We start from the raw sequence: 15,313 nt of genomic DNA, 5'->3' as shown, positions 1-15,313 counted from the left end.
TGATTCCTTGTGTAGGTGGTGACATGGCAGTCCAGGCTGCTCAGCCCCAGAACGACTCGCCCGGCTTCAGCTCGTCCGACGGCGCGTCCGGCGCATAACCGATCAGGCTCAGCGGCATGAAGCCGACGGCACCCGGATCGACGATCACGCCGTTGGCGGTGTGATCGGCGTCGAACTCGCCACCGTCGGCGATCACGAAATCGAGGCGGATCTTGTCGCCCTCGATCACGATCTTGCCGCCGTAGGCTTCGCTGGCCAGGTTGGTCAGGACACCGTCGGCGTTCTGCTTCCAGTAGCCATTGACGTTCATGCTAGCGTCGACGTAGAGGCTGAAGTTCTCGGTAATGCCGGCGGTTTCCACCGTTGCTTCGAAGCTGATCTGGCCCGCGGGCAGGATGGCCTGCGAAGGTGCATCCACCGGCACGCTGATCTGCGTGAAGTTCTGCAGGCTGGCCGCGCTGCCGGCCTGCGCCTTGCCCTCGAGCGAATCCACCACCAGCGTGACGAAGCTGCTGGTCGCGCCGTCGTTGCTCTGCAGCGGGGCCGACACCACGTCGGCCTGCACCGAGTCCTGGACACCGTCGCCGTTGCCGTCGCCGGCCACGCCATCGGGCTCGACCGAAGGCGCTTCGGCCTCGATCACCACCGCGACGCCGTTGCCGTCGGCGACCATCGCCGTGGCCGTGCTGGTCACGGTCTCGGTCTGGCCGTGGCCGTCCACGTAGCTGACCATCAGGCTGATGGCCTTGCCGATGTCGGCCGTCTGCAGGCGGTGGCTGGACTGCGTGGCGCCCGCGATGGCCGCACCATCGGCGAGCCACTGGTAGGCGTAGGTGCCGGCGCCGTCCAGGTCGGACAGGCTGACGGCGGCCACCAGCGTCTGGCCGAAGGTCGGCGTGCCGCTGATGGCGACGGTGCCGGTCACCGCGTCGTTGACGTTGGCCACGGCCACCGTCGCGCCGCTGCGCACCCGCTCCGTGCTGCCCTGGCCATCGGTGTAGCGCCCTTCGACGCTGATGACCTTGCCCACCTGCGCCTCGCCCAGCGTGAGGCTGCCGGCCGTGGCGCCGGTGATGGCCTCCCCGTCGGCCAGCCACTGGTAGCTGATCGCGCCCATGCCGTCGAGGTCGGCCAGCGACGTGGCCACCGTCAGCACGCCGCCCTGCTCGGCGCTGCCGCCCAGGGTCAGCGCGCCGGTGGGCGCGTCGTTGACGTTGGCCACCGGTGCGGTCGCGCCGCTCAGGCTGGACTCGGACGAACCCAGGCCATCGACCAGGCTGGCGCGCACGCTGATGGCCTGGCCCACCTGGTCCTGGCCCAGCGTCAGGGTGCTGCCGGTCGCGCCGTCGAGCGCCTGGCCATCGGCCAGCCACTGGTAGCTGACCGTGCCCGTGCCGTCGGTGTCGGCCAGCGTGTCGGACACCGTCAGCGTGCCGCCCTGGATGGGCGTGCCACTGATGGTGACGCTGCCGCTGACCGCGTCGTTGACCCGGGTCAGCACCACGTCGTTGCCGCTGCCCCCCGCGTAGCTGATGCGGAAGAGCTGGCCCTCGACATAGAAGCTCGCGCCTTCCGGCTTGCCGGCGAAGGTGCCGGTGATCGCGTCGCCGCCATCGTTGGCCAGCAGCGTGATCTGGTCGCCCAGGGCCGGGGTGTAGTCCAGGTCCAGCGTCAGCGGCGTGCCGTTCAGCGCGACGGTGCCCACCGCGTTCAGCGGCGTGGTGCCGTTGCCGGTCAGCTTGATCACCATCGGATCGCCGCTGTCGAGGGCCAGGCCGCCGATCAGGTCGACCGTGCCGGCGCCCAGGTTGCTGATCTGCACATTGCTGTTGGCACTGGTGTCGACGGTGACGTGCTCACCCTCGGCCAGGCCGGAGACCACCGCGACCGGGCCGGAGCCCTGCAGCGTGACCGTCTCGTCGGCCGCCAGGCCCTGCACGGTGACCAGACCCTGCTCGGTGTTGCGCAGCGTGAAGCTGCCGGCCGGCTCGTCGATCAGCGCGGCACCCACGCCGGTCTTGGTGATCACCACGTCGGCCGCCGGTGCACTGACGGTCATCAGGCCCTGGCCATCGTTGTCCACCGTCAGCGAGCCGGTCGGGCTCACCACGGTCACGTCACCTTCCCCGGTGGAGCGAACATTGGCGTTCAGCGGTGCGTTGACCACGTCGACCTGCGCGTCGCCGGTGTTGTCGATGCTGATGGCACGGCTGGGCACGAAGCCCGCCAGGTCCACCGCCACGTCGCCGTCGCCGGCCACCGTGACCGTGCTGCCCGGCTGCAGGCCCTGGGCGGTGACGAGGCCGGAGCCGTCATTCTCCAGCGCCAGGTTGCCCACCGGGTTGCTGACGAGCACCGGGCCGGCGCCCAGGGACGTGACCCGATGGCCTTCGCCCAGGCCCGACACCGTGCTGGTGCCCGATCCGGCGTTGTCGACCACCACGTCACCTTCAGGCGACTGCAGCAGCGTGGCACCGGCACCGCTGGTGTTGACGACGGCGTCGTCGTTCAGGCCCGTCACCGTCGTGTCGCCAGCTTCGTTGACCAGCGACAGCGAACCCAGCGGATCGGCCACCGTCACCACGCCGTTGGTGGTCAGCGTGCTGCCGACCGCCGCGTCGTGGATCACGGCGCTGCCGCCCCCGCCGTTGCGCAGCGTCAGGTCACCCACCGGATGGGTCACGTCGATCGCGCCGCTGCCGGTGTCGTTGATCACGGCACCGTGGGCCGGCGCATCGAAGCTCACGCCTGCCGTGCCGGCGGTGTTCAGCGTGCCGTCGAGGTTCGTGACCGTCACCGCCCCCGTGCCGGTGCTGACCACGGTCGAGCCCGTGACCGGGTCGTCGACCGTGGTCGGGCCCGAGCCGGTGGTGTTGAGCGTGCCGTTCAGACCGGTGACGGTGTTGGTGCCCGTGCCCGCCAGGGTCAGGTCGCCATCGGGGTTGGCGATGGTGACCGGGCCGCTGGTGGTGATGGTGCTGCCGTCGGCCGCGCCGTTGACGGTGGCGGTGCCCCCGCCGCCGTTGTTGAGCGTCAGGTCGCCCACCGGGTCGTTGACGGTGATCGCACCGCTGCCGGTGTCATTGATCACCGAGCCGGCGGCCGGGCTGTCGACCGTGGTCGGGCCCGAGCCGGTGGTGTTGAGCGTGCCCGCCAGGCCGGTGACGGTGTTGGTGCCCGTGCCCGCCAGGGTCAGGTCGCCATCGGGGTTGGCGATGGTGACCGGGCCGCTGGTGGTGATGGTGCTGCCGTCGGCCGCGCCGTTGACGGTGGCGGTGCCCCCGCCGCCGTTGTTGAGCGTCAGGTCGCCCACCGGGTCGTTGACGGTGATCGCACCGCTGCCGGTGTCGTTGATCACCGTGCCGGCAGCCGGTGCGTCGATGGTGAACGGACCGGTGCCGCTGGTGTCGAGCGTGCCCGAGGCGCCGGTCACCGTGACGGTGCCCGTGCCGGTGTGGTGCAGGCTCGCGCCGTCGGCCGGCGAGGCCACGGTGACCGGGCCCGTGCCGGTGATGTTCAGCGTATCGGTGACTCCGGTCACCGTGACGGTGCCCGTGCCGGTGTGGTCCACGGTCGCGCCGTCGGCCGGCGAGGCCACGGTGACCGGACCCGTGCCGGTGACATGCAGCGTGCCGGTGACGCCGGTGACGGTGACCACACCCGTGCCGGTGTTGTCCACGGTCGCGCCGTCGGCCGGCGAGGCCACGGTGACCGGACCGGAGCCGGTGGTGTGCAGCGTGGCGGTGCCCAGCAGACCGTTCACCGTGACGGTGCCCGGGCCAGCGTTGTTCACCGTCACGTCACCTTGCGGCGCGTCGATGACCGTCGGGCCCGTGCCGCTGGTGGTCACGGTGGCGCCCGCCGGCAGACCCGACACCGTGACGGTGCCCGTGCCGTTGTTGGTGATGTTGACGTTGCCCAGCGGGTTGCGGATGACCGTCGGATCGTTCGAGTCCAGCGTGACCGTGATGTCGCCGTTGGCATCGGCCACCAGCGCCGGCTCGCCCGAGATGTCGGAGGCGAACAGCACCGGCGCCGAGGGCGCGTCGTCGTAGCTGACGAGCACCCGGACTTCCTCGTTGATGTCCGCCGCATCCAGCGTGTAGGTGGCGCTGGTGCCCCCCACAGCCACGTCCGTCCAGGCGCCGGACGGCAGCACCCGGGTCTGCCACTGGTAGGTCATCGCGGCCAGGCCATCGACGTCGGTGATGGCCGAGACGTCGGCCGTCAGCAGCGCGCCGACCTGGACCGTGCCGGAGATCGTCACCTCGCCTGCAGGCAGGTCGTTGACGGCCGTGACATCCAGCGTCAGGGTGTGGGGAAGGGCCGCCAGGTCGATGCCCCCGTTGGCCGTGCCACCGTCGTCACGCACCTGGAAGCCCAGGCTGGCATACGACAGGCCGTTGGCATCCGCCGCCGGCGTGAAGACCAGCAGGCCATCCGCCAGGTCGGCTGCGCTGATTTCCTGGCCGACGGTCACCGCCACGCCATCGAGCGTCAGGGCACCGGCCACGGGCAGCGTGGTGATCTTCACCGCCAGCAGGCCGTGATTTTCCAGGTCGGTGTAGGCGAAGTCCGCCGCGGAGAACACCTTGGAGGTGTCTTCGGCCAGCGTGATCGTCGCATCGGCACCCACCGGCGCGTCGTTGATGGCCGCCAGGTTGATGGTGGTCGTCGCGCTCACGCCGATGTTGCCATCGACGTCCACCGACTCCACCGTCACCACGCGCGGCGTGGTGCTCGGGTTCTCCGACTCGTTGATGTAGCGGATCGCCCGCAGCGCGAGCTGGAAGTAGGTGCCGTCCTGGTCGCCGCTCAGCGTGATCGCGCCGCTGTTGTTGCCGCTGATCGTGATGCCGATGCCGGCGAACGCGGTGATCTGGGCCGGATCGACGTAGAGCCTCTCGTCCGCACCGTCCAGCCGATTCGTCAGCGTGATCGTGACGCTGGCGATGTTGCCGTCCTGGTCGGTCAGCGACGCGTCCGAGGCGGTGATCGCCACGCTGGCGGTGTCCTCGGTGTAGGTCACCGCATGGTCACGGCCGTCGTCCTCGCCGTTCAGGTCGGCCACCGCACCCCAGTTGACCGCGATGGACAGGGTGGCGGCCACCGAGTTCGTCGCACCGGTCCCTGCCGTGGTCGTCGCGGCATCGTGCACCGTGACCGACACGGCCCGGGTGCCGGAGAAGGCGTTCGGGTTGGTGTTCTCGTAGACCAGGGTCAGCAGCGCGGCCTTGTAGTCGGCTGCCGTGCCCGTGCCGGACAGCACCAGCGGGTCGGCTGCGGTGCCGTTGCCGCTGATGGTGATGTCGCCGTGCGAGCCGGCGTGGACGTGGCTGACCAGCGTGGTGGAGAGCGTCTCGTAGGTGGTGCCGAAGGCGTTGTCCAGCGTGTCGTCGGCGTCCATCACCAGCTCGGCGCTGGTCAGCAGGTCGCCGTCGTCGACGTCACCCAGGGTCAGGCGGCTGTCGAACAGGGCGACCGCATTTCCCCGCGGGCTGAAGACGATGGTGTCGCCCGTGCCGGCGGCCCCGCCGTTCAGGTCGACCGTCGGCGCGTCGTTGACCGCCGTCACCGTGACCGAGACCGCATCGCCGAGCAGCGAGAAGGCGCTCGTGCCACCGCGGTGGCCGTCGCTGACGTCGACCTTGCCGCCGGCCGTGCCGGTGGCGCCATCCCACAGGTAGTAGCTGGCGGTCGCGCCGACGGCGTTTTCCGCATCCGGCACGAAGCGCAGGCTGTCGCTGCTCTCGAGCAGCAGGGCGTGGGTGGCGTCCACCACACCGACGTCGGTCCAGGTGCTGCCGTCGAGCGTGTACTGCCAGCGGCCTTCACCCGGGCCGCTCAGGCTCAGTTCGTGGACGGCAATGCCTTGTCCGCTGAATTCGTTGGCCGCCCCGGTATCGACATCGCTGATGCCGGTCTGGTTGGCGCCGTTGACCAGGTCGCTGATCAGCGAGCCGGTGTTGGTGATGTCGTCTTCATCCAGCGTCGCCATGACCGGCGCGGCCGCGGTCAGCACCGGGGCGTCGTTGACGCCGGTGACCGTGATGGCCAGGGTGGTCGATGCCGTCAGCGCGCCACCGGAGCCGACATTGCCGCCGTCGTCGATGCCCAGGGACAGCGAGTCGGCACCGGTGTAGTCACCGGTCGGGCGGTAGTCCAGCGTGGCCACGGCGGCGTTGATGGCGGCCAGCGTGCCTTGCAGCGTCATCGTGTCGCTGCCGTCGGCACCGCTGCTCACCGTCACGCCCGTCAGGCTGGCCAGCGTGAGCGTGCCGTGGGCCACGCTCAGCGACACGGTCACCGTGTCGTTGCTCAGGTCACCGTCCGCACGGCCGGTGATGTCGACATCACCGAACGAGACGCCGGTGATCGACAGCGTGCCGTCTTCGGCCACCGTCTGTGCCGCGGGCACGGCGATGGTCGGCGCGTCGTTGACGTCGGTGACCGCCAGGGCGACCGTGTCGCTGACGCTCGACAGCGCCGTGCTGCCGCCGCGGGTGGCGGTGCTCACCAGGGTGCCGGCCGTGCCCGTGGACTGGTCCCAGGCGTAGTAGCGCAGGCTCGGTTCGGCCAGCGTGCTGGCGGTGGTGCCACCGACGGCGTCAGGCACGAAACGGACCAGATCGGTGCTGGCCAGCAGCAAGGCCTGGCCGGCGTTGGCGCCACTGAAGTCGAACGCGGTCCAGCTGCCGACGCCCACCTTGTACTGCCAGGTGCCGGTGATGTCGCCGGAGGACACGTCGTGCACCGCGATGCCGGTGAGCGTGCCGTTGTCGGCGGCATGGGTGCCGCTGTCCACGTCGGCGATCGTGCCCAGCAGGCTGGCCACGGACTGGCCGGCGTTGCTGGTGGCGTTCTCGTCGATCGCCGTCAGGTCCGCACCGTTGGCCGTCAGCACCGGCGCATCGTTGGCCGGCGTGATGTCGATGGTCATCGTCGCGGCGACCGGATCGAGATCGACGCCACCGTTGCTGGTGCCGCCGTTGTCCTGCACCTGGAAGTCGAAGGTGGTGCTGGCCAGGCCGCTCTGGTTGGCGGCCGGCACATACGTCAGGTGCCCGGCATGGATGTCGGCCAGCGACACGGTCCGGCCGGCGATCACCGCCACGCCGTCGAGCAGCAGCGTGCCGGAGGCCGGCAGCGTGCTGATCTTCACCGCCGTCAGGGCATTCGGGGCACCGTCGGCGTCGTCGATCAGGTCGCTGAAGCCGAAGTTGGCCGCGGCGAAGGTGTACGGGTTGTCCTCGACGGCGGTGACCGTGCTGTTGATGCCGTCGGGCGCGTCGTTGACGCCCACCGGGTTGATGTAGGTGTGGGCCTCGACACCGGCGTTGCCGTCCACGTCCATCGAGGTGACCTGGATGACGCGCTGCGTGGTGTCCGGGTTCTGCGACGTGTTCTGGTAGGTGACCGCCCGCAGGGCGACCTGGAAGTTGGTCGCGTCCGAGCCGGCACCCGAGGCGGTGAAGGTGATCTGCGTCGCCCCGGTCAGGCCGTTGGCGCCGCTGCCGTTGCCGCTGAAGGTGATCAGGCGGGCGCTCAGCCAGGTGGACACCGCGCCGCTCGGGCCGGCCAGGGTCTCGTGCGTCGAGACGCCGTTGTCCTGGGCGTTCGTCAGCGCGACGGTCAGGCTGCGGATCAGGCCGCCCTGGTCGGTGATGCTGGCGTCCGACGTGGCGATGGCCAGCGCGCCCTGTCCTTCGATGTACGACACGGTGCGGTCACGGTCGGCACTGCTGCCATTCATGTCGATCACCGGCGTCCACGGCACGTGGACCGTGGTCGTGGCCACCAGCGGGCCGTCCGCGACGGCCGTCGTGACCACGCCGGTATCGTCCTGGAAGCTGAGGTCGATTCCATCGGCCAGGTCACCCAGTGCCCCGCTCGCGACGAAGTGCTGGTCATCGAGCACCTCGGCCACCAGATGGCCGGAGTCGACCCCGTCGATGAAGATGCGCTGCCCCACCGCGATCAGGGCATTGGCCGAGGCGGTGGCGAACGACGCGGTGTTGGACGTCGCGCTGGCCGCATCCGTCACCGAGATGGTGACGGTGCGATCGCCGGCGAACGCGTTCGTGTTGCTGTTGTTGTAGAGCACCTCGCGCAGCACGGCCTGGTAGGTGGCCAGCGTGGCGGTGCCGGTCAGCGTCAGCACCGCACCGTTGATGCTCGGGGTGCTGACCAGGCTCAGGCCGGAGCCCGACAGCAGCGTCTGGCCCGCCGCCGAGAGGCTGAGCGTCTCGTAGAAGGAGCCGAACTGGTTGTCGCTGGCGCCGGTGGCCAGCGTCACGGTGGCCGAAGTCAGCGTGCCGCTGTCGATGTCCGACAGCACGAGGTCGGCGGCCACGGCGACGGCGCTGCCGCGGGGGCGGAAGGTGGCTTCGGCGTCGTTGCCCGCCGAGGCGCCGTTGGCGTCGACGATCGGGGCGTCGTTGGTGGTGGTGGCCGTGATGGCGGTGGTGCCCGACGCGAGCACGAAGCCGGCGCCGTCTCCGGTCTCGTAGGTCAGCGTGGCCACGGCACCATTGCTGTTCGGCGCGGTGACGTACAGCACGTCGTTCTCGAACAGCCACGAGGCCAGGGTGCCCGAATCCGACGCGGTGAGAGTCACCGTGCCGCTGTCGCTGCCGCTGACCGTGACCCCGCCCGAAGTCGAGGCCCGCAGCGTTCCATGATCCACCGTCAGGCGCAGGCTGACGCTGTTGCTGTCCCACTCCGTGATTTCAAGGAAGTCGATCGGCAGGGCCGTGGCGACATCCTCGACCACCGTGGCCGTCGCTTCGATCCCTGCGGACACCAGCGGCAGGTCGTTGGCGCCATTGATGGTGATGGTCAGCACCGCCGTGTCCGACAGCGAGTCGTTGTCGGTCACGGTGTAGTTGAAGGTGTCGGTCAACGGGGTGCTGCCCACGTTGAGGCGCTGCACGTCGGTGGCGTCCTGATTCAGCGTGTACTGGTAGGCCCCGGTGGCCTTGGTGACCACCAGCGTGCCGTAGGTGCCGACCAGCGTGAACGTGGTGCCGCCATCGATCGCGGTCAGGCCCACGCCTTCCAGGCTGCCCTTCTGCACACTGGTGACGGTCTTCGAGTCACCGGCATTGCTGTCGCTGTCGTTGCCCACCAGGTTGCCGGTGATCGGGCTGACGATGTTCGACGGTGCCGGTGCCGTCGCATTGTTCAGGCCCGAGTTTTCGGTGACGCTGGCGGTGTCGTCCGTGGCGACCGGTGCCACTGCGCCCAGGTTCACCGGACCGCGGGCGACGGAGGTCACGCTGGATTCGGTGAAGCCGGCGTCATCCTGGTAGGAGGTGACGACGCGCAGGTACTTGCCGCCATCGGCGTTGTCCAGCGTGTAGCTGGCGTAGGTCGCACCGCTGATGGCCGCCCAGCCGTTGACACCATCGCTGGAGCGCTGCCAGACATAGGTCGGTGCGGCGTGGTTCAGGCCATCGGCATCGCTGATGATCGCCGACAGGGTCTGGCCCGGTTGCAGCGAGCCCGAGGCCACCACCGTGCCCGCATCGGCCACGTCGGTGATCGCCGGCATCACGTTGGAGACCGGTGCTTCGGCCACGAGGCCGCCGTCCAGGTAGAACACCTGGGCGCGCACCTGCAGGCCGACTTCGGTCTGGGCCAGCGTCAGCGTGGCGGCGGTGCCGCGGCTGCCGGTGACGTCGCTCCAGTCACTGCCGTTGGCCGACACCTGCCACTGCGTCTGCACGCTGGCCGGGTCGTAGCCGTCCTCGTCGGTGATGCCATCGACCCACAGCACGTCGCCTTGCTGAGGAGCGAGGCCGGGGCGAGTCTGGTTGGCGATCGTCACCGCGCCTGCGTTGTTGGCGCTCAGTGCGGCCACGTTGACACCGGTGGCACCCGCATCGGCCAGGTTCAGCGTGAAGCTGGTGCTGGCCTGGCTCGAGAGCGCCAACGAAGCGTCCGTGCCGGTGATGACGATGTTCAGGAAGGGCGTGCCACCCGGCACATTGCCCGTGAGCACCAGGTTGCCGCCGCTTTCCGTCAGCGTCAGACCGTAGTCCGACAGCGGGTGACCGTTGGCCGTGGCCTCATAAGTGATGCCGACCTTCGTGGCCGTGCCATCCGCCGCCCCATCGGGATCGGTGAACGGCTTGACAAAACTGATGCTGACCGCCCCCCCGGCGACGACCTGCTGGTCCGCCATCGCGTCGGTGAGCACCAGGGCATCGTTCGGGCTGCCGACCGTCAGCGTGATGGCGGCGGTGGTGGCCGTCAGTGCGCCCGGAGCGGTGGCCGTGACCTTGACGCTGACATCGGTGGAGCCTGCCGGCGGGTTGCCGCTGAAGACCCCCGTGGCGGGGTCCAGATGCAGCCATGCGGGCAGCGGCGTCACGCCGTCGGCCAGGGTGGCCGTGTAGGTCAGCGCCCCCGTGTCGGCGGCAAGGTAGTTGAAGGCCGTGGCTGGCACGGCATAGCTGCCGGCCCCCGCGCCGTTGACGAAGCTCACGGACGCCGGCAGCACGCCGGCGACCAGGCTCGCCGTCTGGCTGTCGTTGTAGACCACCAGCTGGAACTGGCTGGCTGCCGTGCCGTTCGACCCCGACGCATCGGTCGCGCGGATCTCGATCAGCGTGTTGCTGGGCGCGGAGCCATTGCCCGACAGCGTGGCCGTGCTTTCATCGAAGCTCAGTGCGGCGCTGTCGACCAGCAGCGTGGCCACGCCCGTAACGGCATCCACCGTGTAGGCGGCGTAGGTGAGTACATCACCTTCCGGATCAGTGAAGGTGCCGACAGGGATCTGGTAGGTCCAGCCGGAGCCGTCGGTCGTGACCGAAGGGGTGACCGTGCCGTTGTAGGTGCCGGTGAAGTCGCCCGCGACGATGTCGCTCTGGCTTCCCGGCGTGATAGCCGTGAACGTGACGGTGTCGCCGCTGACCGAGGTGGTGTAGTCGGTGAAGGTCGCAGCGGCGACGGCAGTGGCGACGTCGTCGGCAGTGAGGGCTGTGCCCGGGATGGCATCCACGCCATCCAGGCTGATGGATTGACCGCCGTGGACCGGGGTGAACGTCAGTTCGACCACCTCGGGGACGGCGTCCAGTCCATCAGACACCGCCACGCTGCTGGCCAGGGAGACGTTGTTCACCGCCGTTGCGGTGAAATCCGAGTTGGAAAGATTCGTCCGAGCCTCGTTGGCATCGGCCGTCAGGGTGAGCACGCCACCCACGACCGTCGCGCTCCAATGTGATGTCGCGGGATTGGCATTGATCTCCGCGTGGACGGCAGCGGCCACCTCCGCTGCAGTGGACGCACCACTCAGATCGATCGTCAGCCCATCGAAGTCGAGTGACGTCACGCCCGCAGGTCTGGCGTCGAAGGTCACATCCACGACCTCTGCAGCAGGCAGGCTCCCCGCATTGGAGCTCAGGACCTGCGCAAGACTGCCTGTGAAGTCAGCATCACTAGGAGCAGTCTGAACCGGTGACGCCGTCTTGGCAGTCAAGATGACCTGACCGCCGTTAAGTTGATCCACCACCGTCCAGTTCGGGAAGGTCGCGGCAGCAAAGGCCGCCGCATTGTCACCGTGGCTATTTGCCGCCAGCAGCAGGACATCGACTCCATCGAAGGTGACCGTCGTGTCCGTACCGTTGGTCCAGAAGTACACGGTTGCCTGGGTGGCACTGCCCGCTGTCCCCTGCTGCTGGACCGTCGTGGTGGTCGCCAGCAGCGGGGCGGTCGTCGCCACGACTTCAAAATCAGCGGCAGTCAGGTTCGTGACGAGATCGCCTGGTGCGCGTGCCGTGAAGTTGACCTGATCCGTGAGGGTCCCATCCTGAACCGCGTTCCAGACCGATCCGCTGGCACTGACCGCAGAGGCTACCGCAGCAGCCAGGCCGGAGGCGGTGCTGATGCCCGCCAAGCTGATGGTCAAGCCATCAAAACTGAGTGAGGAAGCACCTGCCGGCGGTGCCGTGAATTGCACGGTCGCGGTTTCAGCCGTAGCGGTCACGCCCTCCGTGACCACATTGACGGTGTAGGACCCACCGGACAGACTGACGACCGCTCCATCGGTGAAGTCCGTTCGTGCTTCGCCCGAATTGGCGGTGAGCACCGCCGTGTTTTCATTGCCGACACCGGCCTTGATGGCGGCGGTGTAGGTGGCCACCGAGGTCGTGGCCGGATCGCCATCACTGGCGAGCGCAGCGTCAGCCGCGAACGCCGCCACAACGGCGTTGGCGGCATCGCTGCCCGTCGCGGTGGTGCCCAGCGTGACCGTCGTGCCATCAAACGTCAGGCTCGTACCGCCCAGTGCGCCGGTGAAAGTCACGGCCGTGACTTCGCTCGGCGCGTCTTCAGCATGCCACGTCAGGGGCGCAGCCACCACCGGCGGCTGGTTGGCGGTGCCGCTCAGCGTGAGGCTGAAGGTGTCGCTGACGGATTCACCCTGATCATCGGTGGCCGTGACCTTGAGGTGCAGGCCAGCATTGGCCCAGCCGACGGGCGGATTGCCGGTGAAGGTGCGGGAGCCTTCGTCGAAGCTGAGCCAGCTGGCATTGCTGCCCAGGGTGCCATCGCCCACCGGGTCGCCATTGGCGTCCACCACTTCGACGGTATAGGCCAGGCCCGTGCCTTCGGCATCCGTGAAGGTCGCGGCGGGGATCTGGTAGGTCCAGCTGCCGGCGCCGCTGAAGGTCTGGTCGCTGATGGCGGAGGCCAGCTGCGGCAGGTCGTTGCTGCCCGTGAGGGTGATGCTCAGGCTCTGGGTGCCGATGGCCCCTGCCGGATCGGTGACCTTGAAGTCGAACCCGTCGCTGACGCTCGCGCCGACCGGCAGCGCGTTGATCGCGTCGTACTGGTTGGGCACATAGGTCCAGGCGCCGGTGGTCTCGTTGACGGTCAGCAGGCCGTACATGCCCTGCTTGGTCCAGGTCGCTCCACCGTCGGTGCCGCCACGGATGCCGAAGGTCAGCAGGTTGGAGGCACTCTCGACGTCGACGGCGGTCAGCGTGCCGCTGATGGCGCCATTCTGGCCACCGAGGCTGGTATCGACCGACGAGGTTTCTTCGACCGTGTCCGTCGCCGGATCGCTGTCGATCACGGGCGCATCGTTGACCGCGCTGACGGTGATGCCCAGTGTCTTGCTGTCTGCCGTGACGCCCGACGTGACAGCATCGGTGGTGGTATCGAAGGTGACGGCGCTGGCGCCGCTGGTGTAGCCGCCGGCGTAGGCGCTGTCGGTACCATGCACCGTCAGCGACGGGGGCGTGCCGTTGTAGTTCGACACCGGAGCAAAGCGGATCGACGTGCCGGCCGACAGGGCCAGGCCGGCGCTGTCGCTGACGCTGCCGATGTCGCGCCAGACGCCGCCCGAGAGGTATTGCCAGCTGCCTTCGGTCCCCGCATTGGCGGTGTTGCCGGTGACGATCACGCCGCCCAGGGTCTGGCCGGCATCCACGTCACTGAAACGGCCACCAAACAGGTTGCCGATGGTGCTGCCGTTGTTGTCGGCGCTGGCGACGTCTTCGGCGATCGGGGTCAGCGTGGCGTTGGTGGACAGCGTGGGGGCGTCGTTGACGGCGGTGACGCTGACGGTCACCTGCACCGGCGTGGCCGAACTGGTTCCAGCATTGTCACGCGCAACCACGGTGAAGGCGTTCAACGTGCCATTGGCATTGGCTGCCGGTGTCCAGTAGGCATGCACGGTGCTGGTCACCGCATCGTTGGTGCTTGGGATCCAGGCGGTCGCAGTGGCGAGCGACGTGCCCAGCAGCAACGTGCCACTGGAAACCGCCTTGATGACAAAGGCGTCGACGGTTCCGTCGTCTGCTTCATCAGCCTGCGCTTGCAAATCGGTGAAGCTCAGCTCGACGGTGTTGTCCTCGTTCACCACATCGACGCTGGAAGCGAAACTCGTCAGCGTCGGCGCCGCATTGGCCGCGGCATTGATGCCACCCGCGTTCGGGTCGCCGCCCGAGGCCACGGTGGCCACGTTGGCCGCCGAGTTGGCGGCCAGGTTGTGCAGGAAGGTCCTGTTGCCTTCCGCCATGTAGGTGGACATCATCCAGTTCACGTCGGCGATGACCGTGACACGGCCCTTGCTGAGTGCCTGGTCGGCGATGGCGATCCAGCCGTTGCCGTTGCCGCCGCTTTCGTCGGTCACCATGACGGCCTTGGAGATCGAGTCCTCGACCTGCAGCGGCGCGAAGTAGGCGGTGCGGAAGCTGGTCACACCCGCCATCAGGGGCGAATCGCTCAGTTCGATGTAGCCGCCGACGTTGTCATGCATCGTATCGTTCACCCCGGCGGCACCGTTGGTGAGCGTGGTGATGGTGATGCTGCCGCCAAGCTGGGTGATCGCCTGCGAGATGTAGCCGTTCTGCGTCGGTGAGTAGCCGTTGTGTTCACCGACGAACATGATGCGGCCGCCGTTGTCCAGGAAGGTCTGGAGCACGCCGATCTCGGTCGCGTTGAAGGCGGCATCCGGGATCTCGATGAACAGCAGCTTCAGATTCGAGACGGCCCCCGAGGTGATGCTGCTCAGGCGGGTGGTCGAGTAGTGTGCCGGGTCAGCGTTGTAGTAGGCCACGACATCGTTGTCGTAGGAGCCTGCCCTTGAGCCACGGAAGAAGCCGATGTTCACCACGCCGGAAGCGAAGGGCAGCGCCTCGGCTGCTGCGCCGTTGCTCACGGTCACCTGCTTGACCAGTGCCAGCGATTCCTGATAGTCGGCGACGGACAAGCCTGCCGTCTCGATGATCCCGGTTGCCGCCTCCAACTCCCAGTCGGCTCCGGCAGTCAGGTTGCCCGTCACGTCCACCGACGCCGCCACGTCCGCCCCCGTCGCCTCCGCCAGCGCGGCGATGAAGGCCGCGCCCGTCTCGCCTTCGGCCACGTCGCAGCCGTAGAGCAGCAGGTCGGCGTCTTGCGCCAGCGCACCGCGGATGGTCGCCATCAGCGCGCTGCCGGCATCGATCGACGCCAGGTCGACGACACCGTTGCCCAGCTGCAGCGCGCCCGCTTCACCGTGCGAGATCACGTGCAGCGCACCGACCTCGGTGCGCCCCGCCAGGGCCCGGGCGATCTGCGTCAGGCCGTCCTCGTCGGCATTCAGGCGGATCACCTCGATGGACGGATCGATGCTGGCGAGCAGCGTGTCGACTCCGGCAACGGCGGCATCGATGAACAGGATTTGGCTGGTGGACGAAATGGTCATGGCTGATTTCCGTTGTACGTCTTGGAGATGCGTGGTGCGTGAGGCCGGGTGCGGTGTCGATGACAGCGCGAGGGGACTGGAAGATTGGAGAACTGAAGGGACGGAGGCGATGGGCCGAGA

The 15,313-nt window shown here is 68.5% G+C and carries 1 protein-coding gene; it reads right to left on the bottom strand.

Annotated features, from left to right (window positions below; translation table 11 throughout):
- Window positions 1-40: 40 nt before the first annotated feature.
- A complete protein-coding gene (locus tag C7444_RS15525; protein ID WP_110401767.1) occupies window positions 41-15,193 on the bottom strand; it encodes a DUF4347 domain-containing protein in 15,153 nt (5,050 codons plus the stop codon).
- Window positions 15,194-15,313: the final 120 nt, after the last annotated feature.

Source organism: Sphaerotilus hippei (assembly GCF_003201595.1).
In the GTDB taxonomy this organism is placed as follows: domain Bacteria; phylum Pseudomonadota; class Gammaproteobacteria; order Burkholderiales; family Burkholderiaceae_C; genus Sphaerotilus; species Sphaerotilus hippei.
Note: the sequence above shows the minus strand (reverse complement) of the source record. Positions and strands in the feature narration are given on the sequence as shown.